Annotated in this window: 18 protein-coding genes; 9 read left to right on the top strand and 9 right to left on the bottom strand. The window is 43.3% G+C overall.

The window, feature by feature from the left end:
- Window positions 1-77 precede the first annotated feature (77 nt).
- On the bottom strand, window positions 78-791 hold the full coding sequence (hutC, locus tag ACTRWI_RS06795; RefSeq protein ID WP_499130027.1) for a histidine utilization transcriptional repressor HutC: 714 nt from the start codon (window positions 789-791) through the stop codon (window positions 78-80).
- Window positions 792-968: 177 nt separating this feature from the next.
- Here hutC and ACTRWI_RS06790 point away from each other — a divergent pair, with 177 nt between their 5' ends.
- Entirely contained in the window at window positions 969-1,712 is a 744-nt protein-coding gene (locus ACTRWI_RS06790) for a sporulation protein (protein WP_499130026.1), read from the top strand.
- A gap of 239 nt (window positions 1,713-1,951) precedes the next feature.
- On the top strand, window positions 1,952-2,692 hold the full coding sequence (locus tag ACTRWI_RS06785; protein WP_499130024.1) for a GIY-YIG nuclease family protein: 741 nt from the start codon (window positions 1,952-1,954) through the stop codon (window positions 2,690-2,692).
- Window positions 2,693-2,792: 100 nt separating this feature from the next.
- On the opposite strand, the gene ACTRWI_RS06780 is transcribed toward ACTRWI_RS06785, so the two are convergent.
- Both ACTRWI_RS06780 and ACTRWI_RS06775 read right to left on the bottom strand, forming a co-directional pair.
- On the bottom strand, window positions 2,793-3,092 hold the full coding sequence (locus ACTRWI_RS06780) for a hypothetical protein (protein WP_499130022.1): 300 nt from the start codon (window positions 3,090-3,092) through the stop codon (window positions 2,793-2,795).
- A 2,792-nt stretch (window positions 3,093-5,884) separates the two neighbouring features.
- Entirely contained in the window at window positions 5,885-6,487 is a 603-nt protein-coding gene (locus ACTRWI_RS06775; RefSeq protein ID WP_499130021.1) for a DUF922 domain-containing protein, read from the bottom strand.
- Between the two features lie 452 nt (window positions 6,488-6,939).
- On the opposite strand from ACTRWI_RS06775, the gene ACTRWI_RS06770 reads away from it, so the two are divergent.
- Window positions 6,940-8,139, top strand: coding sequence for a hypothetical protein (locus ACTRWI_RS06770; protein ID WP_499130019.1), 1,200 nt, complete (start codon window positions 6,940-6,942; stop codon window positions 8,137-8,139).
- 187 nt (window positions 8,140-8,326) lie between these two features.
- On the opposite strand, the gene ACTRWI_RS06765 is transcribed toward ACTRWI_RS06770, so the two are convergent.
- Window positions 8,327-8,551 carry a PhnA domain-containing protein gene (locus tag ACTRWI_RS06765; RefSeq protein WP_499130017.1) on the bottom strand — a complete coding sequence of 75 codons (225 nt, stop codon included), beginning with the start codon at window positions 8,549-8,551 and terminating at the stop codon, window positions 8,327-8,329.
- 345 nt (window positions 8,552-8,896) lie between these two features.
- Between ACTRWI_RS06765 and thrS the strand changes: the two genes are divergently transcribed.
- From thrS to yqfB, 5 genes are all read left to right on the top strand, one after another.
- Window positions 8,897-10,825, top strand: a complete 1,929-nt coding sequence (thrS, locus tag ACTRWI_RS06760) for a threonine--tRNA ligase (protein WP_032549211.1) — start codon at window positions 8,897-8,899, stop codon at window positions 10,823-10,825.
- Window positions 10,826-10,827: 2 nt separating this feature from the next.
- Window positions 10,828-11,379, top strand: coding sequence for a translation initiation factor IF-3 (infC, locus tag ACTRWI_RS06755; protein ID WP_198778129.1), 552 nt, complete (start codon window positions 10,828-10,830; stop codon window positions 11,377-11,379).
- 104 nt (window positions 11,380-11,483) lie between these two features.
- Window positions 11,484-11,678, top strand: coding sequence for a 50S ribosomal protein L35 (rpmI, locus tag ACTRWI_RS06750; protein WP_004738430.1), 195 nt, complete (start codon window positions 11,484-11,486; stop codon window positions 11,676-11,678).
- Window positions 11,679-11,720: 42 nt separating this feature from the next.
- Entirely contained in the window at window positions 11,721-12,074 is a 354-nt protein-coding gene (gene rplT / locus ACTRWI_RS06745) for a 50S ribosomal protein L20 (protein WP_004733517.1), read from the top strand.
- Window positions 12,075-12,281: 207 nt separating this feature from the next.
- On the top strand, window positions 12,282-12,596 hold the full coding sequence (yqfB, locus tag ACTRWI_RS06740; protein WP_198778111.1) for a N(4)-acetylcytidine aminohydrolase: 315 nt from the start codon (window positions 12,282-12,284) through the stop codon (window positions 12,594-12,596).
- 108 nt (window positions 12,597-12,704) lie between these two features.
- Here the strand turns inward: yqfB and ACTRWI_RS06735 are convergent, their stop codons facing one another.
- From ACTRWI_RS06735 to ACTRWI_RS06715, 5 genes are all read right to left on the bottom strand, one after another.
- A complete protein-coding gene (locus ACTRWI_RS06735; protein ID WP_499130009.1) occupies window positions 12,705-13,943 on the bottom strand; it encodes a leucine-rich repeat-containing protein kinase family protein in 1,239 nt (412 codons plus the stop codon).
- Between the two features lie 115 nt (window positions 13,944-14,058).
- The gene (locus tag ACTRWI_RS06730) at window positions 14,059-15,258 is read right to left on the bottom strand and encodes an ATP-binding cassette domain-containing protein (protein ID WP_499130007.1); all 1,200 of its coding nucleotides are present in this window, start codon (window positions 15,256-15,258) and stop codon (window positions 14,059-14,061) included.
- A gap of 18 nt (window positions 15,259-15,276) precedes the next feature.
- Complete coding sequence (locus ACTRWI_RS06725; RefSeq protein ID WP_499130005.1) at window positions 15,277-15,690, bottom strand: ATP-binding cassette domain-containing protein; 414 nt, start codon at window positions 15,688-15,690, stop codon at window positions 15,277-15,279.
- A gap of 435 nt (window positions 15,691-16,125) precedes the next feature.
- Window positions 16,126-16,713 carry a TetR/AcrR family transcriptional regulator gene (locus ACTRWI_RS06720; RefSeq protein WP_499130004.1) on the bottom strand — a complete coding sequence of 196 codons (588 nt, stop codon included), beginning with the start codon at window positions 16,711-16,713 and terminating at the stop codon, window positions 16,126-16,128.
- Complete coding sequence (locus tag ACTRWI_RS06715; RefSeq protein ID WP_499130003.1) at window positions 16,710-18,146, bottom strand: coniferyl aldehyde dehydrogenase; 1,437 nt, start codon at window positions 18,144-18,146, stop codon at window positions 16,710-16,712. Before ACTRWI_RS06715 ends, ACTRWI_RS06720 begins: the two co-directional genes overlap by 4 nt.
- 404 nt (window positions 18,147-18,550) lie before the next feature.
- On the opposite strand from ACTRWI_RS06715, the gene ACTRWI_RS06710 reads away from it, so the two are divergent.
- Complete coding sequence (locus ACTRWI_RS06710; RefSeq protein ID WP_499130002.1) at window positions 18,551-24,634, top strand: retention module-containing protein; 6,084 nt, start codon at window positions 18,551-18,553, stop codon at window positions 24,632-24,634.
- Window positions 24,635-24,687: the final 53 nt, after the last annotated feature.

Here is a 24,687-nt window from a genome sequence, read left to right as displayed (position 1 = left end):
ACAAATAAATAGGCTAAATACTGACCCGAATCAAGTTGATGTTGCAAAAATGTGATCGGCGATCAGGATGATATTCTTTAATCTAAAACTATCTTAGAGCTTAATTTGTACTTAGAGCCAGGGTGGTAGAGTAATGCAAAACTGATAAGGCGTTCCTTGCTCCATGTTCTTCTATTGAGAAGCAAGCAAGGTTCTGATTCCGTTAGTTTTAATGCCTGACGGATATTAAAGTCTGGAATGATGGCCTCTACCGTGTGTTCAATCGCACTCAGTGGGCAACTTTTGGAAAGGTATTCATTCGGTGTTGAGGTTGAAAAGTCTTGCTCCAAGTATTGGGGAGCAGCTTGTGAGTTTACCCAGCGCGCTTCTAGCTGTATCGGTGTGTTGTCGGCAAAGTGGATGATCTCACTATAGAAGACTTCCGCATTGATCATCACACCTAACCGTGTAGCGGTGCTTTCATCAGCCTTGATACTATCGTGCTTGATCACATGGCTTGTGTAAGTTTGGCCTCGGTCTTTGATCTCTTGTGCGATGTTGTTGATATCAAGTAGGGGAGATTGCGCTTTTTCCTGTGGTTCACACACAAAAGTGCCCAGTCTTGGTTTTCGAATAAGCTTGCCTTCAGACACAAGATCTCGAATGGCTTTATTCACCGTCATTCTACTTACGTTGAACTGCTCTGTGAGTTCAAGTTCCGTGGTAATTTGATAGCCAACTGGCCAATGACCATTGCTGATCTTATCGTCTATGAACTGTTTTATTTGCAGGTAGAGCGGCGCTTTCGACATAATGAAACCTTATTTGACTATACAAATAGAGTAGCGGATTTTTTCACGATTTCAACATTTCCTCAGAGGATGTGAGCTTGTTCAACATAGATAGCGCAAATGTCTTGATTCTGTGCGGTAAGTGTCGCAAATTGTCAACATGCCTCAGTTAATCAAATAATTACAAAGGGAAAGAATATGTTTAAGAAATTAAAGGCCTCGCTAGGCATAGGTGCAGCTAAGGTCGATACCGTCTTAGATAATATTGATGTTTTCCAAGGCGGCGAGTTGTCTGGCAACGTTCACATCATTGGTGGCGATGTTGAGCAACAAATCGACATGATTAACTTGGTGCTCAACACAGAAGTGAAAGTGGAAACAGAAGATAGCACCAGCTACGAAACCTTTTCACTTGGCCGCATTCAAGCTGTAGAGCCGTTTGTGATTCAACCCGGCGAAACTAAGTTGGTGCCATTTCGTCTTAAACTGAATGATGAAACGCCAGTGACTGCGTTGAACGCAAAAATGAATCAGTGCCATGTTTGGGTAGAAACCAACCTAGATATCGGCTTCGCGATTGACCCTAAAGACCGTGATTTCATCTCTGTTCACCCATTGCCAACAGTCGCGAAAATCATTCAAGGTGTTGAAGCTTCGGGCATGGCAATGGTGAAAGCAGACGTAGAGAAGGGCTACTTGAAAGGAAGCACCTTCGCTTCACGCTCGGGTTGTTACCAAGAGATTGAATTTCGTAGCGGCGGCTTCATGAATAACAAAGAAATCGAGCTGTCATTCATCGTAGATGGTTCTATGGTTCACTGTTTAGCCGAGATTGACCGCTCACTGAGCTTCCGCGGTGACCAATACATCTCGTTCACTCTGCTTGCTAACGCGGCCGACTCGGACATCCGCAATGCAGTTTCAAGAATAATGAGTGCGTAATTGTCTCTCTGTTAGTAGTCGCTCTGTCTATTAATAGAGATAATACGATTTCAAAGCCGAACTTAACTGTCCGGCTTTTTTGATCCCATCACCTTCTGTTGAATTAGATTCACCACTGATTCCTATAAGTGGATGATAGTATTGATTAAATTTATTATAAAAAGTTGTATCACATGGATCTATTCACATTCTTACAAGCAGTAAATGCAAAAATCACTCCGACGAAATGTAAGATACACTTGGCTGTCTGGAACGGGGAGCAAAACCCACTGGACGTTTACCTTGCTGGTGACTTTGAAGAGTGGCAATCTTATCAATCGAAAAGAAACTTTAATCGGGAATATATTGTATCGCTGCTCCAGCTTCCTGAGCATGATACTTGGCTTTTGGCTGGCATCTATGAATCAATATCAGACACATGGAATGAAGATCATTACGACTACACAACTAAGTTAGTTCCTGAGTTTGAGTTATACTACGGCCGTTTAAAGGTCTCTTTCACTCGTTCAGGTCGTCAGTCTTACTTGATCGCAGAAAACTGGTCTGAAAGTATCGTAGTAAAAGAAATCACAGCTCAAAGAGTAGTAGAGAGCTTCCAAGGATATCAGCAGACAAGCCTCTCCAAGACCCACCTTGATATCATCGTTAAACACCAAATTAGTGACTGGCGCTCCGCCTTATCAAGTGTATCAGGTATTTACCTGATAACAGACCTTGCAACTGGGAAGCTTTACGTGGGTAGTGCAACAGGTGAGTACGGACTTTGGCAAAGGTGGTGCGACTACTCTTATACTGGTCATGGTGGCAATAATCAGCTCTATATTCTTTTGAATGATAAAGGTATGACGTACGCGGATAACTTTCAATACTCTATCTTAGAGATTGCTGATACACACAAAACAAAAGACGAAATATTAGCGAGAGAATCCTATTGGAAGAATGTATTAGCTTCTAGGCAATTTGGCTATAACGACAATTGAGTCGATGTGAAGTTGACACACTTGCGTCTATTCATTTTCTGTGAGTATAAGTTATCAAAAAGAAATGCCGTCACTTGGACGGCATTTTTGTATTGATAATCTAGCTCTTATTTTTCTCGAACCAGTAACTGTCCATCTGAGGTATCCAGTTTCGGTTTTTATCTTTTGGTAAGACGCCAGCCCAAAGTAAGTTCAGCTGTCTATTAAAAGTTCCAATAGAGTGTCCACCTTGCGCACCTTCAAATGAGAAAACCATTGGGCCTTTATTGCTGACTCCAGCTTGCCCCTCATGGCAGTAGATTTTCGAGGTATGTTCTACATCCGGCGTTAATGAGTAGCTCATAGTTAACGTTGTGCAGTCTGTACCACAAGAGCCAGATTGGGGGTCTGTAACATACATGATTAAACTAGAAGAGTTTGTAGCAGTCCATTGCCCTGAAAGGTATGAGCAATCAATAGGTTGCGTTTCATCAGCGTGTATATTTGTAGAAGCAAGAAGACATATAGATACAAGGAGGCATTTATTCATTAGAAAAACCATTGAATATAAAATATAGGTCAGCAATATGCCACATTGGAGTATTGATCGATAGTGTATATGTCTAATTCTGTGTGATCCCGAAAGTTAAACTAAGTTCTTCTGGCATGTTATAGAGCACAAGCGCGGCTAACCCTCGCGAAATAAAAATCTTTCGGGCTCTATGGCCACCACTACTGGTATGACGAGATCTAGCTAATATTCTACTTAGCTTTCGAGCGTGATGCGTAACGGTGACGTACCTTGTAAGCTTCTCATCATCCATCTCTGAAAATTGACCAAACAGTTCATATTGCTGTGTATTTACACAGTAATATGAATTATTCGGACTTTAGTTATGAATATCCTCCCTTTGTCTCCTACTAGTATGTCTTGCTCATTAACATCATGGGAATCACCTGCTGGAGAATATGTTGAACTTGGTGTATCGCTCGACTCAATATTAGTAAACAACCTCAATGCGATTTACTAGTGAATGACAGAAAACCACAGGCTCAACACCTTGATACCGTCTTCGTTTTTTAATGGCGCGAATATGTGCAAAATTATTGATACACATCGTCAAATGAAAGTGAGGTAACCTCTGATGCAGTTTCGCCTTGAGCAAAAATCACATCGATAGTATTAAGATGATTTTTTCAGCGGTTGCATGTCCACCGGCAACATACAGTTTCATAGTCTCAGCTACCGTTACATCGTTAAGATTTACCGTCATATCAAAAGAGCGCGAGTTAAGGTTTTCTTGTTCATTGATCGGTAAACGAATTTGGAAAAGTCATGCAGCCTAGTGAGGATCATTGGGTTGGGAGGTGCGCATTAAGTGCATTTTAGCAGAATGAACGTAGTTTTTGGTGACGAATTTCCATAAGTGATTGATATTAAAGGTCATAATGCTTCAATGATTACAACGTGGCGTACACTGAAAGGTAAACGAACTAGGAACGGCCATGCTGCTTAATGCGGAGTATGAGGGCTAAAGTTTGCATTAAGAACAGTTTAGCAGAGAGTATTGTGCTTTTTAGTTTAAGTGATTGAAAAATATATAATTATCAGGATTTTTTGTTGCTGAACTGTGTGAATGACATGGTTTTTATTTATGTGATTTATACGAGGTATTGATGGTGGTTAAGAAGATGGTGGTAACGGTTGATGCGTTCTGTTTTTGTGAAAAATGCAGGGTTAAAACTGCACTGAATAACTGGTGTGATTTTTGTGAAAAATTCAGGGGCAAAACTGCACTTAATATCGCGCCTCAGCCCTTTTGCTATATAGCTTCAAAGTGATAATATTACCTTTGAGAACATATAAAATAGAAAGAGATATTTTTCAGGATCTAAGGCGTAAATTTATGCCTAAGAAAGTAAGTTTATTACGCACCCTGTGTGATGGATTTACAACAAAGAAAGGAGAAGAAGTACGTTAAGTTGAGTTGTGGAACGGACTACTAATGAATTACCCATTGGGAAATCAGCTCACCATTTTGGACACTTCATAACCTTTAAGATCATAACCAAAGTCATAGAAGCCAACATGAAAATGCCAGATGGAATGCTGCTGTGCAAACTTAACCTTTGCGATAAACTCAGGATCATTTGTGTCAACATCATCTGAAGCTTTGTTACGGACTTTTTGACCTTGTCCTTGCGCATTTCTGACGTTTCTAAAATATTTTCAGAAATTAATACTCTAGCTTTCCAACCACTTCTCAAAGTCCTCAAATGATTTCATTTTTGGTACTCCTGTACGCTTACTGTGAACAGCTTTTTCCATTTTTTTTAGGTCGTAAGTAAAAGGAATTTCAAGAATTTTACTTTTTTGACTAGTTTGAGATCTCAATAGAACCTCCTGCATAACCTACCTCTACATTCAAGCTAATTGCTTGTCTAGCACAAAAATACGCCATTACTGTCCAAACCTCAACTTAAGTAACATTATTCACATAACGTGTGTGACACTCACACTCAATAGAATGCCGGCATCTGTACATAGCGTCTAGGATGTCAACTTAAGAAATTGGCGAAAGTTTCCGTATAACTATAGACAATGCTCTTCTCTATATCACTCAACCATTGATCTGCCGTGTTTGTCGAAATCCAGCAATCCGCCGAAGCGGAATAGTCTAGATTTTCAAGCATACGATCATGTGCGCGAGACATAATTCGAGAAAGCACAAGCTCAAGTGCATCTCTACCAAATTGAAACGACGAATTGCGATTTGTTCCGATCTCATAGTTTAAACCTCTCCGTGTAAGTCCATTCCATAGTAAAACTGAGGTGTTGGGCCGCAAGTAAAAGGCTTTATTGTCATAACAATAATGATGATCGTTTTTGCAATTAAAACTGGTAGAATTGGCTATTTTTTAAGCTAAAGTTTGAGCGCTTTTAAGCTCATTTTTGGACAAAAATGCGTTTCGGAAAATCGAACATTAGTAAACCATGAATAAATACAGGTGTAGCAAATAGCAAAACTGACGTGCAGGTCGCACCGAATGATGTGTCGAAACATTTGCCTTTCGAAGGCCGCGCTTGCAATGAGAAAAGCACCAAGTTCGCCGCCCCTCTAGAGCAGATCGCACTATTTACTTATATAGAGGCTCGGGCTTGTTCAACACTTGGGATTTAACGTTGGCTACGCAACGCTTAATCCTTATTTGTTATATGCGTGGTGACATTGGCGCGAAAGGTATTTCGCATACTTTTAAGTAAGGCCCCTCACCAAAAGGAGACTCTGCTAATTCAATTTCTCCATGCGACGTATAAATGTCAAACAGAGCATTACTTTCCACCAAATCACCTTCAAGCTCAATGACTCTATCATTTGCGCTACTACACCCTCCACGCTGCCCTCGTTTGAAGGCTAAATACATTTCGTGCAGCGACTTAACTGCAAGCGCACAATGAATCTGTTCATGACGATAGAGCTTCTCAAGATATGGGCGAACCCCCTCAGCTGACTCATCTGAAGTCTTAGACATTTCGAACTTCGGAAGTGTATAGGTAACTTCAAGCTCAAATTCATGAATTTCGCAAGAATCATCATCCGTATGGAAGTCGTATTTCCACGCGGTGTACCCGTCAAAACCTTCATTTACGAGAAACTCAGGTCTAGCGTTAAATGAGCGCTTAATTTCTTCAACACTATTCCCGCTAATCTCATACACTTCAAACTTTTTCTGGAAGGGAAAGTCTAGCTTGACGTCAGCATTAGCCTGACTAAACGCCATTAAGCAATATATTGAAAGTACTACTTTTTTCATCATCATCCTTGAAGTATATAACGCTTATTAGACGGATTTTTTCCGCAATTATATGCAACTAATGGTAACGCTAATTATACTCACGTTCAATCTCAGCCCGTATTGCCTAGCGTCTTGCATGTGGATTTCAGAAATTACCGAAAGTTTCCGAATAACTCCGGCGGATTCCGAGCAATACGATTTTCACCCTGATTGCACTCCATATGAGCATGGTCTTATCTTCTTTCGTCTGATTAGATTTGGTAGGTAAAACGCACGCCCCTAAAATGTGTAGAGCATTTGATCTAAAAAGTTTTGGGGCAGAGCCGTGTTTGCCGAAGTGGTGGGTATTGTAAGGAATGCTTATTGTAAGAGATTGTATGCGAACGTCTTGTAGTTATTATCATCACGTTTAAGTGACCCCTTTTCTCGTACAATGGCAGCTCGTTGAGTTGAGCGTAAGAGAGGATGTAATGAAAATTCTATCTTTGGCAGCCGTGACCACGGCTGTTTTATTTTCCGGCTGTAATAGTTCAAGTCATAGTAAGCCAACATCCTTGCCAACAACTGGCACAGCATCTCGAGTTCACGGCATATCGATTGAGGCTGTACCTTTACAGTTCGCCGATTACGCTAAAGCGGGTTATAACCGATACGTTTCAGTGAAAGCTCCGAATGGTAAGTCAATTCATATCATAATCATGGACCGCCTGAGTGAGTATCAAATCGTCAAGGCATTTAATGTGCTGAATCATTATCTAACCCCAGTTGCCGGTACAAAATATGGCGATAAGTATTCTAAGCGTGATATCGCTAATGCTATGGCGAATAATGGTGCAGTTTTGAAGTTGATGAACTATCACGATGAACCTAAATATAATGATGATCTAGATGGACAGCCACTCTTTGAAGATGAAATTCAGGTCGAAGGCGGTGATTGGTATGTTCGACAAGACTATGAAGAACATAGAGATGCTTCCTATGAAGAGATTCTTCATTTAGTGCATGACTATGGTATTGGTGTGCTCAATACTCCAGAAGGGAATGGGACGGCACTGCCTGAATTCCAACGAGAATTGAATACCATTCAGAAGCAAGCGTTAAATCAATCTTACACGCCACCTGAAGATATTCTGAGAGAGTGGAAACAAGAAGTCAGCGTTGACCAGGAGTACTTTGCTGCCATCATCGATAGCTACTATGGCCTTTGGGGAGCATATAGTGGTAACGGTATGTGGGACCTGTACAGTGTAAAAACTCGCAGTGATTTCTCTACTGAAGATCCTAGCGCTCTTTACATAACCGAACAGATTTTCTCGCCAACATTAACCTATGACGCATACATTGCAGATACCTTCACTGGTACTTTTAAAATGCGCTATGACTCTACAGTGCCATATACTCATCACTCACAATATCTCACCAAACTATCTTTGAGCGGAAGTAAGGACACGAACATAGAACTCAATGGTCATGACAACCGTGTAACGGGCAATACAGGAATCAATACTGTGATTGTTCACGGTGCGCGAAGTGAGTATCTAATCCATGATTTAGGAGAAGGCAAGATTCAATTGAATGACATGAGCACCGATCGTGATGGGATGAACGTATTAATCAACATTGAAAAGATTCAGTTTACAGATCAGTTGTGGGAGCTAAGGGGGATTTAGTCGGGTAGAGGTGATGGCTTTTTGAGGGATCAGAAACGGTTAAACCCCGATGTTGGTATCATCGGGCGAAACCAGTTATTATCTTGGGGACAATTTGAAGGGTGGAACAGGCAATATATTCCACCGATACAAAAAAGGCGCTCAACAAATATGAACAACTTTTTAAAGTTAGAGCTGTAAACAGTAACTATTTCTTACGACAGTATTCAGCGATTACATACATTGACTGACCACCGTTTGCCTTACCAGAAACAAGCTTAGGATCGTCATCAAGGCTTATGCTACGTATCCCCGTGCTTTGTTTGGTAACTTGGTTAGTACCTTTAACTGGAAGGTCTTTTATGACTGTTACGTCGTCATCTTTCTTCAATTCAACGCCGTTGCAATCAAGAGGCTTATCATCAGCAGACATGCCGATTTGTGCTCAAACTGATGTTTCCTCTTCCATGTACACCATGTCAAGCGCATGATGAATTCATATTAGAAGTGTTGAGATTTTAAATCAAAGCAGCAGAATAACCGTATTCGGTCAGTGAAGGTCAGATGTTTCCTAAACCTCTTGCTCAGTACGTTATTGTCATTTCATGTTAATTCGTTACAATGTGCTTGGAATAAATGAAAGTGCATCTGTATTTGTACCTGAATTTGTACCAATTCTTACATATATCCCCACCAAGTTTCCTAACTTGTTGAATTAAATATATTAAATAACTTTCATGTGTTGCTTGGTGTGCAACACCACTGTAAAGGACAAATAATGCCAATTATTACTCTTCCTGACGGTAGTCAGCGTCAATTTGACAACCCTGTATCAACTCTAGATGTTGCCCTATCAATCGGTCCTGGTCTTGCGAAAGCAACCATTGCTGGTCGTGTTGATGGCGAACGTGTTGATGCTTGTGATCTTATCGAAAACGATGCAAGCCTAGAAATCATCACAGCTAAAGATGAAGTTGATGGTCTTGAGATCGTTCGTCACTCTTGTGCTCACCTATTAGGCCACGCGGTTAAGCAGCTTTTCCCAGAAGCTAAAATGGCGATCGGTCCTACTATCGATAACGGTTTCTACTACGATATCGACCTTGAGCACTCTCTAACGCAAGAAGATCTAGAAAAGATCGAAAAGCGCATGAAAGAGCTAGCGAAGACCAAGTACCAGGTTGTTAAGAAGAAAGTTAGCTGGCAGGAAGCGCGTGATGCTTTCGAAGCTCGCGGCGAAACATACAAAATGGAAATCCTAGACGAGAACGTTTCTAAAGACGACCGTCCAGGCCTATACCACCATGAAGAATACATCGATATGTGTCGTGGTCCACATGTACCACATATGGGTTTCTGTCAGCACTTCACACTACTAAACGTAGCGGGTGCTTACTGGCGTGGTAACAGTGACAACAAGATGCTTCAACGTATCTACGGTACTGCATTCCATGATAAAAAAGCGCTCAAAGCTCACCTAGTTCGTCTAGAAGAAGCGGCTAAGCGTGACCACCGCAAGATTGGTAAAGCATTGGATCTATTCCACATGCAGCAAGAAGCACCAGGCATGGTGTTCTGGCACCACAACGGTTGGACTATTTTCCGTGAACTAGAAGTGTTTGTACGTCAAAAACTGACTGAATACGATTACCAAGAAGTAAAAGGCCCACTAATGATGGACCGTGTACTGTGGGAACGTTCTGGTCACTGGGACAAATACGCAGAAGCGATGTTCACAACGTCTTCAGAGAACCGTGAATACGCTATCAAACCAATGAACTGCCCGGGTCACGTACAGATCTTCAACCAAGGTCTTAAGTCTTACCGTGATCTACCGCTACGTATGGCTGAGTTTGGCTCATGTCACCGTAACGAGCCGTCTGGCGCGCTTCACGGCATCATGCGTGTTCGTGGTTTTACTCAAGATGACGCTCACGTATTCTGTACTGAAGACCAAGTTCAACAAGAAGTTAAAGCTTGTATTGAAATGGTTTACGACACTTACACAACTTTCGGTTTCGAAAACATTGTTGTTAAGCTGTCTACTCGTCCAGAGCAACGTGTAGGTTCTGATGAAATGTGGGACCGTGCTGAGGCTGACCTTAAGCTTGCACTAGAATCAATGGAGATTGCATACGAGATTCAAGAAGGCGAGGGTGCGTTCTACGGACCTAAGATTGAATTTACTTTGCATGATTGTTTGGACCGTGCATGGCAATGTGGTACAGTGCAACTCGATTTTGCATTACCAGAGCGTTTAGGTGCAACTTACGTAGGTGAAGATAACGAGCGTCACACGCCAGTTATGATTCACCGCGCGATTTTAGGTTCACTAGAGCGTTTCATCGGTATTCTTATTGAAGAATATGCTGGCTTCTTCCCAACGTGGTTGGCGCCAGAACAAGCAGTTGTAATGGGCATTACAGACAAACAGTCTGAATATGTACAAGAAATTACGAAAAAACTGCAAAAAAGTGGATTTAGAGTCAAAGCAGACTTGAGAAATGAGAAGATTGGCTTTAAAATCCGCGAACATACTTTGAAACGTGTACCGTTCATGCTTGTGTGTGGTGACCAAGAAATGGAAGCCGGCGAAATTGCAGTACGTACACGTAAAGGTAAAGACCTTGGCAAGTTTAAAGTGGATGACTTTATTTCATACATCCAAGCTGAGGTTTCAAGCCGTAAGCTCAATCTGGAGGAATAGCTATTAAAGGCGGAAGACGTGGCCAACAACCGGCCAAACAAAACCAGCACCGTTTAAACGGTGACATTCGTGGCGTTCGTGAAGTGCGTCTAACTGGCGCAGATGGCGAAGCTGTTGGTGTAGTATCAATCGCAGAAGCGATGGAAGCTGCAAATGAAGCTGGTATGGATCTAGTAGAGATCAGCCCTAACGCCGAGCCGCCAGTTTGTCGTGTGATGGACTACGGTAAGTTCCTCTTCGAGAAGAGCAAAGCTGCGAAAGAGCAGAAGAAAAAGCAAAAGCAGGTTCAGATTAAGGAAGTTAAATTCCGTCCTGGAACTGATATTGGAGACTATCAGGTAAAACTACGCAACCTGACTGGTTTCCTTGAAGACGGCAACAAAGTGAAGGTAACAATTCGCTTCCGTGGCCGCGAAATGGCTCACCAAGACATCGGTGTTGACGTTCTTAATCGTTTGAAAGTGGATACTGAAGAATTTGCAGTAGTCGAATCTTTCCCAACGAGAATTGAAGGTCGCCAGATGATCATGGTATTGGCCCCTAAAAAGAAGTAATTAACGGCTTTGCAAGTAATTAAACCCTGCAGCCTCTGGTTGCGGGGTTTTATTCGCCCTAATTACTATGTTATTAACAACTCAACAATGCGGAGTTATTCATCATGCCTAAGATGAAAACCAACAAAGGTGCTGCTAAGCGTTTCCAGAAAACTGCTGGTGGTATTAAGTTTAAGCACGCTGGTAAACGTCACATCCTGACTAAGCGTACTACTAAGAACAAGCGTCAGCTACGTCCGAACTCGATCCTTCCTAAGTGTGAAGTTGCTCAAGTTCTACGTATGATGCCATACGCTTAATTCTTTTTAGTTTATAAATTCGTTTAGTTTAGGAGAAGCATAATGCCTCGCGTAAAACGTGGTGTACAAGCTCGTGCACGTCATAAGAAAGTTCTAAAACAAGCTAAAGGTTACTACGGTGCACGTTCACGTGTTTACCGCGTAGCTTTCCAAGCAGTTACCAAAGCTGGTCAATACGCTTACCGTGACCGTCGTAACAAGAAACGTCAATTCCGTCAACTTTGGATTGCACGTATCAACGCGGCATCTCGTCAAAATGGTCTATCTTACAGCCGTTTCATCAACGGTCTTAAGAAAGCATCTATCGAGATCGATCGTAAGATTCTTGCTGACATCGCAGTATTCGACAAAGCAGCATTCGCTGTTCTAGTTGAAAAAGCGAAAGCATCTCTATAATTTAGAGTTAGCTTTAAGGTTTAAGAAAAGGAGAACTTCGGTTCTCCTTTTTTATTGCCTGTAATTTATCTTTGCCATATTCTCTCGCATCTCGCATCTCGCATCTCGCATCTCGCATCTCGCATCTCGCATCTAATTTTTATTCGCTTGAATAGGCATTCTGGTATATAACATCTGCCTAACCTTTAATGTTGAGCGACTGAATAAATGACCGCACCAACCACTATGACGTTCTTCGAACGTTTTGAAGCTGACATCCTTTCTGGCAAAAAGACCATTACCATTCGCGATGAATCAGAGCGTGATTACCAACCGGGTAGCGTTGTTGAAGTATCAACGTTAGAAGAAGGGCGCGTATTCTGTAATCTTAAAATTATTAGCGTAGAACCGATTCTGTTTGATGAGCTGGGTGAGTTCCATGCACAACAAGAGAACATGACACTGCAAGTGTTGAAAGATGTGATTCAAGATATCTACCCAGGTATTTCTCAGCTTTACGTTGTTTCTTACGAGCTTGATTAAGTGAGCGAGCCTCTAAAAAAACAAAAAGCCAACATCATTGTTGGCTTTGTTATTTGTGCGAAGCTAACCGAGCGTTAGCATTCTATCAACTCGGTTTATCTGCTGCGTTTATGCTTCAAAATTTGTTAGACGTGAGTAAAGTTCACTTCCAACATCTTGCTTGGCACAAACCGTTAGTAGGTCATCAATAAAGTACTTGAGAGATCGAGCTTCGATGCGTCGAATGCCTTGCTGCTGCTCTTCAGTTAGGTAACCGTAGATGGTCGCTGCTCCAAAATCACCAAAGATCATTTGGCCTTGTTCATTGACTAGAGTGTTATGCGCGTACAAATCACCGTGACAAACCTTGTTGTCATGCAGGTGATTAAATACATCGATCATCTGAGTAACGATGTTGTCGATTTGCGAGATAGGAAGTTCGAAACCTTCAGGGAAAGTATCGCGAGTGCAAGTCTCTAGTGTTGGTGGTAGCCCTAGGTTGTAGTAGCTGCTTGGAATGAGTTCCATCACCAATGCTAGGTAATCTTGTTCCTCTACTTGGGCGATAGATTTTACCAAGTTGTTATGGTGACCAGCTTGCAGGCACGCTTCAAGTTCATCATGTGGGTAGCCGTCACTGGTGACTTCGCCTTTAAACACTTTAACCGCCACTTCCTGTGGGAAATCGAAGTCGCTGTTTAGCCAGCTTGCATGAGAGATCACGCCAGATGCGCCTTGACCAAGTACTTGATTCAGCGAGTAGCTTTGAGAGCTAACCGCAGGCACGCTATCTAAGCTGCTAGGGTGTTTGCAAAATGGGTTACCTGCAAACGCTAGCCAAGCCAGTTTTGGTAGCTTGATAAGGAACTCTGGGAATTCCGTTAGTTGGTTTGCAGACAAGCGGACCAGTTCGAGGTTGGCTAACTTTTTCATACTCTCAGGTAAAGCGCGAATCTGGTTGCCTGCGAGTGCCAGCTTTTGCATTCGTGGTCTTTCACCTAGTGAGTTCGGTAGAACTTCGATGTCGTTGTCGGTCAGGATCAACCAGCGCAATTGAGGTGGCAGAGACGCTTCGCTTACGATTTTGATTTGGTTGGTCTTGAAACCGATCATTTCAAGCTTAGGAAGTGACCCAAGAACATCAGGAAGATGCGTGAACAGGTTATTCGACGCAAAGATAATACGCAGGTGAGTAAGCTGTGATAACTCTTCAGGTAAGTCTGATAGCTGATTTCCGGAAAGATCCAGAATCTCTAGTGAATCGGCGAGATCCAAGATTTCTAATGGAAACTCAGTGAGACCTTCTGATAGTTTTAAGCGCTTAATACCTTTAAGTTGCCCTGATTTTAATTGTTCTAGAGTATGCAAACCTTAGCCTTATGATTAGATGTTCGAGGCGCGTAGTGTACTTGTCTCAATCGAGAAAGGCGAGTATCCGCAACAATACTCGCCTATCTAAGCTCAGCGGTCGTTAGTATCAAGGTTAAAGCTGAATACGATTTTGGCTGACGCCGACCCCCTCAACAAAATCCAAGTCATGACTAACTAAGATAAAAGCGCCTCGGTATTCACGCAAAGCTGACGCTAGTATCTGCTTTGAGTCGATATCTAAATGATTATCTGGCTCATCAAGCAGCAGTAATGGGGAGTCGTGCTTATGGCTGACAATCAACATCGCCAGTTTCATTTTCTCTCCGCCACTTAGGTGAGCGATTTTGCGGTACACAGAATCACGCCTAAAGCCGATGCCTGCCAACAATATGCGAGCATCACTCTCTGTGAGCCCGTCACTATGTGTCATGAGGCTATCGAACATGGTGTTATGGGTATCTAATAAACCAAAGTGTTGGTCAAGGTATACCGTGGATCCTAAGCGTTTGATGGTACCGGTGTAGTGCGAGTCCTCGCTGTGAATCGCTTTCAACAGTGTCGATTTACCACAGCCGTTTGCGCCGCTTAGATAACAGCGTTCACCTTGTGATAGAGAAAAATTGATAGCAGTACCAGACCCATATTCAAGTCGGCAATCTTCAATCGTTAACAGCGCGTTCTTTTTCTTGCTATTACTCTGTTGTAGATACAAGGCCTGCGGTTTCAGTTGCCCTTTTTGTTCTTTAAGAGATTGAAGCTTATCTTGATTTTGCTCCTTTAAGTTATTTTGGCTAGTAGCTGATGCTGCTTGTGTTCGTCCGGCTTTATCTTTCATCGCATCCATTAAGATCTTGGGCTGGCTGCCTGATTTTCGCAGTCGGTTTCCTTGCGCCTCTCGCTGTTGCGCTTTTTCTCTATTGGCTTGAGCTTGGCGTTCAAGTCGTCTCTTTTCTGATTGATGATGAGCGATCTGTTTATCTAGTGCATCGGACTGATTCGACATTTGTTTGAAGTAGTCATCGTAGTTTCCTTTATAGAAACGTAACCCCAAACTGTTGAGATTGTAGATACCTTCCATGTGTCTCAACAGGCTTCGGTCATGGCTAACCATCAGTATTTTGCCTTCAAATTGTTGGCACTGTTCTATCAACCAGCTGCGCCCATCACTGTCTAAATGATTCGACGGCTCATCGAGAATCAGTATGTTGTGGTCTGAAGTAAACAGTTGATGAAGCTGTAAAAGGGCAAGCTGCCCACCGCTTAATGTGTGGCATGGCGTGGCCAACTCGCTGATGATTTTTAGATTGGCCAACAGCCTCTGAGTGTTTTCTTACAAATCCCAATCGTCACCAACGGTGTCAAAATGTTGAAGATCGCAGCTGCCTTTTTCGATAGCTCGCAAGGCATTGAGTTTATTTGTTATACCTAAAGAATCAGCAATGCTGATCGTGCTATCCAAAAGTTCTGAAGGCAACTGTGAGTAGAAACCAATCGAGCCTTGTCTAGACACACTCCCAGATGTCGGCTGCGCTTGCCCAGTGAGCAATGAAAGTAACAACGATTTTCCGACTCCGTTTCTTCCAACTAAGCCAGTCAGTCGCGAGTTCAAATTGAAGGTGATGTCTTTAAATAGCCACTCACCAGTATCGAGCTGGAATGAGAGATTATTGGCTAAAATAGTAGGCAGAAAATACCTCCCTTTACGTATAAACGAGTAAAAGGGGCGAGGCGTTTTTCTGTACAAGATCCTGCTGGATGCTAACGACAGATCGCCATAGGCGTTACTGAGATAGATGACCAATGAAAGAGAGAAAGCGGTATTGAGATGGTTTCTATCTTTTAGGTGCGCTCTGGAAGATACAGGCCGTTAATCGGCGGATCTTTTAGAGCTTAATTTATCGCGAAAATAGATGACGAAGTAACGCCCACTAACCCCGAGTGTCCAAATGATTTTAAAAAAATAAATCGGATGTCAGGATGTTAGTACTTCATTATGGCGTTATTCTCTTTTGAAATGATGGTGCAATGGTACTGAGTATGGGCTTAAAAAGTCAACAGGGTGAAGTGATTAAAACGTACCCAAATAATAAAAGCGCCAATGAGACGCTTTTATTGATTCGATGAAATCTGGCGCTACTTAATGGCAGGGTATTTAGCTTATAGCTTGCTGGTAATCTAGCTAACAGGACGACTGAGCTTGACCACCAATAGCACGCCAGCACATATCAAAACTGTCGTTGATGTACTTTTCCGATTGTTCAGGCTGCGGCTCTTGTTGGTCAACAAGCCAGTTCGCACAGATCAAAAAGTGGCTATGGATGAAGTGTCTAACGAGATTAATGTCTAACACCATCAATTCTTCGGCTTGCTGTCCTTTCAAAATGATGTCGTCGAGTGACGCAAACATCTGCGAGACAATGACTTCGCGAGTTTGGGTCGTTGGGTCAAAATGCACATTGGTGAAAAACTTCATGGCGACTGGGTTTTCCAATGCCCACTCAATTCCGGTCATCCACATGAATTTAAAGGCTTGATAGCGATTTTGTTCAGCGATTTCTGTATGTTGAGTCAGAGTAGAAAATAGCTCTACTTTCAATTCACGAAACAGCTCATCAATCAGTAGAGATTTGTTCTCAAAGTGATGAAACAGTGTCGCTTTTGCTACACCAGCGGTCTTCGCTATTTGCCCTGTAGATGTGCCCTCTAACCCTTGTTGGGAGAAGAGTAGGAGCGCAGCATCTAGGATTTTTTGCCTTTTTGTAATCATCGATTCAGTACTTTGAACATCATTTTCTTGATTGGGTTGTTGTATGGAGGGTGCATCAACTTAGTGAAGTTGATTTTGCCTCGAGTCAACACGGTTTTTGCATGGCTAAAGGTCTTGAAGCCTTCAATGCCGTGGTAGTGTCCCATGCCTGAAGGGCCAATACCACCAAACGGTGCGTCTTCCGCTGCCACATGCACCAAAGAGTCATTGATACAAACACCGCCTGAGTGTGTATCCGATAGGAATCTGTTTTGGGTTCTCTTATCGTGACTCATTAGGTACAGGGCAAGTGGACGTTCTCTGGTGGTGATGTAGCTTATCGCTTCTTCAATTGAATCATAAGACACGATAGGTAGCACAGGGCCAAACAACTCTTCTTGCATTGCCACCATGTCATCATTCACTTCGGTGAGAAGGTGCGGTGTCATTCTGTGGTTCACGTCGTCTTGTGCCTGCTCGGTAACGGTATGTATCACAGCACCTTTTGACTTCGCATCTTCAACTACACCTTTTAATCGGTTGTACTGGCGCATGTTAACCACTGAGGTTAAGTCTTTACTCTCAATTCCCGTTTTATAGAGCTTCTTGAAGTATCGCTTGTAAGCGGTGATAAATACATCGACCTTGTCTCGTGGCAGCAAGATGTAATCGGGTGCTACACAGATTTGCCCCGCGTTTAAGCTCTTGGCAAACAGGATACGTTCAACCGCGTCTGCGACATCGAAATCTGGTGCGATGATGGTTGGAGACTTACCGCCAAGTTCAAGTGTCACTGGCGTTAGGTTAGCGGCTGCGGCTTTCATTACGTGTTTACCAACAGAGGTTGAGCCTGTGAATAGGATATGGTCAAACGGCAGCTGGCTAAACTTAGCAGACACGTCGGCTTCACCTTCGATGACTGCGACTTGCTCTTCACTGAAACCTTCGGCCAACATTGCTTTCAAAATACGGTTTGTTGCAGGGGTAAACTCAGACATCTTGAGCATCGCAGTGTTACCTGCAGCCAATGCTGTGATGAGAGGGCCCAAAGAGAGCATTACTGGGAAGTTCCAAGGCACGATGATGCCAACCACACCTACTGGCTGATAATGCACAGTAATTTTGGCTGGTGTTAGCATCAAGCCGGTTTTACGACGTGAAGGCTTCAACCACTTCTTAAGATTTTTATCACTGTAATTGATCTGGTGTAGGGAGGGGGTGATGTCAGCAATTAAGCTGTCGTGCTTTGCTCGATGGCCATAATCTTCTGATACCGCTTCAATTAACTGCTCTTGGTAGCGCATTAATAGTTTTTTCAAGACTGAGAGATCATTTCGTCTCTGTTCAAGTGTTGGATTAACGTTGTTCCGGTAGTGATCTTGTTGTCGGTTGAATATTTGATCCATGATGTTGGTGCTCGACGTGTTTGGTTCAAGGTCTAGATTATGGCTCATAGCATCCCCTACATTAGAATGCTGACCGATTGGTTGGTCAGTTTAAATTACAAGAAGTTAGGACCGAATACAAGATATGGACGGGAAAAGTTTATTTTTTGTGCAATGAACTGGCAATTTGGTTAAGTGGAACCAACAACGGAAAAGCGGGTATTAAGAAAGAAATGACAGGTTTGCGAGAAGAGTTCTACTCACGGAGATATGGCATTTTATATGGGGAAGACTAGGCTTAAAGGTAAGTAAACTATAAAAAAACAGGTGAAATTTATTCTCTTTTTGTACCTCTTCGATGAACCGTTTGAATGTGTTCCGAAGAGCGAGATATAAGTTACTGAAAATCTGAGGTTGCTTTTACAAACAATGTTCACCGCTCTTTAGAAGCGGTTTGTGACATCGGGGGATGTATGGATATCGAAGTTTCGCGTCAGACTGTGGTAGTCGAAGCTACCAGTGGAGATGTGGTTGTAGTTAAGCCTGACGGCAGTGCCAGAAAAGTTTCGGTTGGCGATATCATCCGTGAAAATGAGATTGTTATTACCGCGCATGATGCTGAACTCCTAATAGGTTTGCCTAGCGGCCCTGTTGAGGTTGAGGGCAATTGTGTTGGGTGTGTCGATCAAGACTTGGCTTGGGCAGATGCGCCTATCGCCGGAGAGGTGAATATCGATTTGGCGCAAGCAGCTGATGATTCATTCACTGATGATGATCTTGCGGCGATTCAAGAAGCCATTTTAGGTGGTGCCGATCCAACTCAAATTTTAGAAGCGACCGCAGCTGGTGGCGCTCTAGGTTCTGCAAATGCGGGCTTTGTCACCATTGATTACAACTATACAGAAACTCGTCCTTCGACCTTCTTTGAAACTTCAGGCATAGAAGAGCAATCTGTTGATGAAGATAGGGAAGAGCTTAGATCGTTCACGCTCTCATCGGGTGGTCAATCCATCGTTGAAACACTGACTGAAGGTTCCATTTCCGGCAACACTTACCCTCAATCGGTGACAGTTACAGATACCGTTGTTGCGGGTAGTTTAGCGCTTGACCCAGATTCGTTTGCTCCAGAAACACTTTCTCTCGCCTCGCTCCTTAGTGAACTCAACAGCGACATTACCTCTAGTGGCCAACCGGTTACTTTTACGTATGATTCAGCCTCTAATTCGATTATTGGTGTTCAAGGTACAGATAAAGTGCTGCGCATCGATATTGAAGCAGTAAGTGTTGGAAATGACATTGAATTATCGCTGACCACAACCATTTCTCAGCCGATAGATCATGTTCCGTCGATTGGTGGCGGACAGGTTTCCTTTACGGGTGACCAAATTAACATCGCCTTTGACATACAAGGCCAAGACACCGCAGGTAATGAGCTCATCACATCAATTAATGCGCAAGTAACCGTCCTTGATGGGGTAGAACCGTCTGCCGAAAGCGTGTCTATCGATAACGTTGAAACAAGCAGTGCTGCAATTGAAGGCACCTTTTCAAATATTGGTAGTGATAATCTACAGTCAGCTGTTTTTGACTCAAGCGCACTTGCTCAATTTGATGTTGTGCTCAGTGACAATCAGGCGACCGTTGCATCTTTGTCTGCTGATGGAAGTACCATCACACTGTCAATCCAAGGTAGCAGCGATGTTATTTTAAACGTTAGCTTAGATACTGACGGTACCTATCGATTTGAGCAATTGAGACCAATAGAGCAAGTCGGCACTGATTCGCTTTCTTTCTCTTTGCCAATCACGGTTACCGATTTTGACCAAGATGTCGTAACCAATACCATCAACCTCGCTATTTCTGATGGCGATAAACCAGTCATTACCAACGTCGACAGTATTGATGTTGATGAAGCTGGTATTGTTGGCGGTTCTCAAGAGGGAACGGCAACGGTCTCAGGAAGTGGTAGTGTCGCTTCAGAAATTTTTGATAGTGACATTATCGATCATCATGAACTTGAACCTGCAGAGTTTAATACCGCCGGCACACTGATATCTAACGGTGAGGTTGTGTTACTCGAACTGGTTGATGAAACCAATGGTGTGCGAACGTACGAAGGCTATGTCGAGGTTAATGGCGCAAGAATTACGGTTTTTGATGTAAAAATTGATAGCCCATCTTTGGGTAACTATGAATTTAACCTCTATGAAGAATTGTCGCATCAAGGTGCTGAAGACGCACTTTTAACCTTTGCACTGCCTATCTATGCAGTAGATGCCGATGGCGATAGATCGGCGTTATCTAGTGGTTCAAGTACTCCAGAAGCTGCGCAGATTCTGATCAACGTTAAAGATGATGTCGTTGAACTGGTTGATAAGGTTGAATCTGTTACTGAACCAACTTTAGCTGGCGATACTGTTGTCTCGTATAACCTGTTCAATTTCGAAGGTGCGGATGGTTCGACAATTCAATCATTCAACTACGATGGTGTTGATTATTCATTAGAGCAAAGCTTACTGCCTGATGCTCCTCAAACCTTCAGTTTCACTGAGGGCGTGGTCACTATCTCGCTTAACGGTGATTTCAGTTTTGAGGTTGCTCGTGATATCGACCACTCAAGTAGCGAAACGATCATCAAACAGTTTTCATTCTTAGCAGAAGATGGTGATGGTGACACTGATACATCAACGCTTGAATTAAGTATTACCGACGGTCAAAAACCGGCAATCAATCTGATTCCACCTGTTACTTTATCTGAAACCAATCTAGCTGATGGCTCTGCACCAAGTGAAAGTGCAGTAAGCGCAACCAATACGATCACCTTTACCGCTGGTAGTGATGATGTAGCGAATTTCCGCATTGAGCCTACTGAGTTCAATGTCGGCGGCGCTCTGAAATCGAATGGTTTTGTGGTCGGGATAAAAGAAGAATCGGCAAATCCAGGTACTTACATCGGTTTCATTACTGATGGTTCAAACACTGAAATTCCAGTGTTTAAGATTAGCTTCTCGTCCACCACGCTTGGTGAATACACCTTTACCCTATTAGAAGCGTTGGACCATGCAGATGGCCTCGCGAACAATGATCTGAGCTTTGATCTTCCGGTGTATGCGGTAGACAGCGATGGCGATGATTCTGTTGTGTCCCAACTGAATGTAACCATCGGGGATGATGTTCAAATCATGCAAGATGGCACATTAGATATTGTTAAGCCTAATCTAGCTGATGGCACGGTGACCACTAACACCATTGATGTGATGCCAAACCAAAGTGCTGATGGTGCGACGATTACTCAGTTCACCTATGACGGCCAACTTAGAACGCTTGATCAAAATGACACGGGTGAGCAGCAATTCAGCTTCACAGAGGGGGAGCTGTTTATTACGCTGCAAGGTGAGGTGCGATTTGAACCAAACCGTAACCTAGACCACTCCTTGAGTGAAGACATCGTGAAGTTGATAGAGTTCACCTCAAGTGATTTCGATAAAGATCCAGTAACGTCAACGGTTACTCTGACCATTACCGATGGCGATAACCCGACTATCGATGCGGTACCGAGCGTATCACTTAAAGAAGCGGATCTCGCTGATGGCTCATCACCAAGTGGCAGTGCGGTTAGCCAAACAGAAACCATCACTTTTACCAACCAAAGTGATGATGTTGAAAAATTCCGTTTGGAGCCGAGTGAGTTTAATACTGGCGGTACTTTGAAATCTGATGGCTTGGTGATTGAGATTCGAGAAGAGCCCGCGGGTTCGGGTAACTACATCGGCTTCACCACGGACACTTCAAATGTCGAGACCACAGTCTTCACACTTGCATTCAGCAGCACGACTTTAGGTGAATACACCTTCACGCTTATACAAGCGATTGATCATACATCAATTCAAGGTAATAACGACCTAACCTTTAACTTGCCAGTGTACGCGGTTGATAGCGATGGCGATGATTCTCTAATGTCGCCACTTGCTGTGACGATCACCGATGATATCCAAGTCATTGTAGATGGCACGTTTACGATTGAAGAGCCGACTGTCGCTGATTTAGCAGCGGGTACGCCGACAACCACGACTGTGAATGTTCTTGATGAAGAGGGGGCAGACGGCACGACCATCACCCAAATCAATTATGACAACGGCACAGTGTTTACGCTTGACCAGAGCAATAAAGGAGAGCAGAAATTTGTGGTTGCTGAAGGTTCGCTTTATGTCACGCTGCAAGGTGATGTGCGCTTTGAACCAAATCGTAACCTCGACCACACAAGTGGAGACATTGTTAAGTCGATAGTCGTGACTTCAAGCGACTCAGATAGTGATGTTGTTACTTCTACAGTCACTTTGACTATTACCGATGGTGACATTCCAACGATCGACAATGTACCGAGTGTTACTTTATCTGAAACTAATTTGAGTGATGGTTCTACGCCAAGCGGTGCCGCAGTAAGTCAAACAGAGACGATTACCTTTACGAATCAAAGTGATGATGTGGCGAGTTTCCGTATTGAACCGACAGAATTCAATGTTGGTGGGGCGCTCAAATCAAATGGGCTGTTGGTTGAGCTAAAAGCAGACCCAAGCACACCAGGTGGTTACATCGGTTTTGTGACGGGTGGTTCGAACGTTGAAACTAACGTGTTCACGATCAGTTTCTCTAGTACTACCCTCGGCCAATACACTTTCACGTTGTTGGAAGCATTAGACCATGTGGATGGTTTAGCGAACAACGATCTTAGCTTTGATCTCCCTGTTTATGTGGTAGACACCGACGGCGATGATTCATTGGTGTCACAGTTGAATGTGACCATCGGTGATGATATCCAAATCATGCAAGATGGAGCTCTAAATATTGTCGAGCCAAGAGTTGTTGATTTGGCGGCTGGTACACCTACGATAACTACCGTTAATGTATTTGATCAAGAAGGAGCAGACGGCGCGACCATCACGCAATTTACTTATGATGGCGGTGCTGTATTAACGCTTGACCAGAATAATACTGGCGATCAGAAGTTCATTGTTGCTGAAGGCTCACTGTATATCACTATTCAAGGTGACGTTCGCTTCGAGCCGAACCGTAATCTCGATCATACTGGTGGAGATATCGTTAAACAGATCGAGGTCACCTCAAGCGACTTCGATAAGGACACAGTGACCTCGACAGTCACCCTGACGATTACCGATGGTGATATCCCGACCATTGATACGGTGCCAAGTGTTACTCTGTCTGAAACCAATCTTGCTGATGGCTCAGCGCCAAGTAGCGGTGCTGTAAGTCAAACTGAGACGATCACTTTTACTAATCAAAGTGATGATGTGACCCGTTTCCGTATTGAACCTACCGAATTCAATGTTGGTGGCGCACTGAAATCGAATGGTTTTGCAGTCGAGATAAAAGAAGATTCAGCGAATCCGGGCACTTATATCGGCTTCATTACTGATGGCTCAAATACTGAAATTCCAGTATTCACGGTTAGCTTCTCGACCACGACTCTTGGTGAATACACCTTTACTTTATTGGAAGCGTTAGACCATACAGATGGTCTAGCAAACAATGAACTGAGCTTTGATCTTCCGGTCTATGCGGTCGACAGTGATGGCGATGACTCTTTGGTGTCTCAACTAAATGTAACCATCGGCGATGATGTTCAAATCATGCAAGACGGTACGTTAGATATCGTTGAGCCAAATCTGGCTGATGATACGGTAACAACCAATATCATTGATGTAATGCCAAACCAAAGTGCTGATCGTGCAACGGTTACTGAGTTTTCTTTTGGTGGCATCGTTAAGACGTTGGATCAGAGCATCGCAGGCGAGCAGCAATTCAGTTTCACAGAAGGTGAGTTGTACATCACCCTTCAAGGTGAGATGCGCTTTGAGCCCAACCGTAACCTAGACCATTCCGCGAGCGAAGACATTGTTAAGTCGATAGTCGTGACATCCAATGGCTTTGATAACGATCCGGTGACTGCGACCGTTACTCTGACCATAACTGATGGCGACAACCCGACTATCGATGCGGTGCCGAGTGTTGCACTTGAAGAAGCGGATCTGGCTGATGGTTCGTCACCAAGTGGCAGTGCGGTTAGCCAAACAGAAACCATCACTTTTACCAACCAAAGTGATGATGTTGTAACATTCCGCTTAGAGCCGAGTGAGTTTAATACTGGCGGTATTCTGAAGTCTGATGGCCTAGAGGTTGAGATCCGAGAAGAACCAACGGGTTCGGGTAACTACATCGGATTCACTACGGACATTTCAAATGTAGAAACGACGGTCTTCACACTTGTATTTAGCAGTACGACGTTAGGTGAATACACCTTCACGCTTTTAGAAGCGATTGACCATACACCAATTCAAGGTAATAACGACCTAACATTCAACTTGCCTGTGTATGCGGTCGATAGTGATGGCGATGACTCTCTGATGTCGCCTTTGGCTGTAACGATTACCGATGATATTCAAGTCATGGTGGATGGTGCTCTCAGCATTGAAGAGCCAACAGTGGCTGACTTAGCCACAGGCACGCCGACAACAAACAACGACCGTCAATATTCTTGATCAAAAAGGGGCTGATGGCACGACGATTACCCAAATCAATTACGACACTGGCA

The organism is Pseudoalteromonas sp. G5_S1_14_S5, from assembly GCF_054968605.1.
Note: the sequence above shows the minus strand (reverse complement) of the source record. Positions and strands in the feature narration are given on the sequence as shown.

Excerpts from the sequence above, each read along its gene's own strand:
- ACTRWI_RS06715 (WP_499130003.1), bottom strand. The coding sequence starts at position 18,146 with ATGAGCCATAATCTAGACCTTGAACCAAACACGTCGAGCACCAACATC.
- hutC (WP_499130027.1), bottom strand. The coding sequence starts at position 791 with ATGTCGAAAGCGCCGCTCTACCTGCAAATAAAACAGTTCATAGACGAT.
- yqfB (WP_198778111.1), top strand. The coding sequence starts at position 12,282 with ATGACCGCACCAACCACTATGACGTTCTTCGAACGTTTTGAAGCTGAC.
- rpmI (WP_004738430.1), top strand. The coding sequence starts at position 11,484 with ATGCCTAAGATGAAAACCAACAAAGGTGCTGCTAAGCGTTTCCAGAAA.
- ACTRWI_RS06710 (WP_499130002.1), top strand. The coding sequence starts at position 18,551 with ATGGATATCGAAGTTTCGCGTCAGACTGTGGTAGTCGAAGCTACCAGT.
- rplT (WP_004733517.1), top strand. The coding sequence starts at position 11,721 with ATGCCTCGCGTAAAACGTGGTGTACAAGCTCGTGCACGTCATAAGAAA.
- ACTRWI_RS06780 (WP_499130022.1), bottom strand. The coding sequence starts at position 3,092 with ATGTATGTTACAGACCCCCAATCTGGCTCTTGTGGTACAGACTGCACA.
- ACTRWI_RS06790 (WP_499130026.1), top strand. The coding sequence starts at position 969 with ATGTTTAAGAAATTAAAGGCCTCGCTAGGCATAGGTGCAGCTAAGGTC.
- thrS (WP_032549211.1), top strand. The coding sequence starts at position 8,897 with ATGCCAATTATTACTCTTCCTGACGGTAGTCAGCGTCAATTTGACAAC.
- ACTRWI_RS06765 (WP_499130017.1), bottom strand. The coding sequence starts at position 8,551 with ATGTCTGCTGATGATAAGCCTCTTGATTGCAACGGCGTTGAATTGAAG.
- ACTRWI_RS06770 (WP_499130019.1), top strand. The coding sequence starts at position 6,940 with ATGAAAATTCTATCTTTGGCAGCCGTGACCACGGCTGTTTTATTTTCC.
- ACTRWI_RS06720 (WP_499130004.1), bottom strand. The coding sequence starts at position 16,713 with ATGATTACAAAAAGGCAAAAAATCCTAGATGCTGCGCTCCTACTCTTC.
- ACTRWI_RS06775 (WP_499130021.1), bottom strand. The coding sequence starts at position 6,487 with ATGAAAAAAGTAGTACTTTCAATATATTGCTTAATGGCGTTTAGTCAG.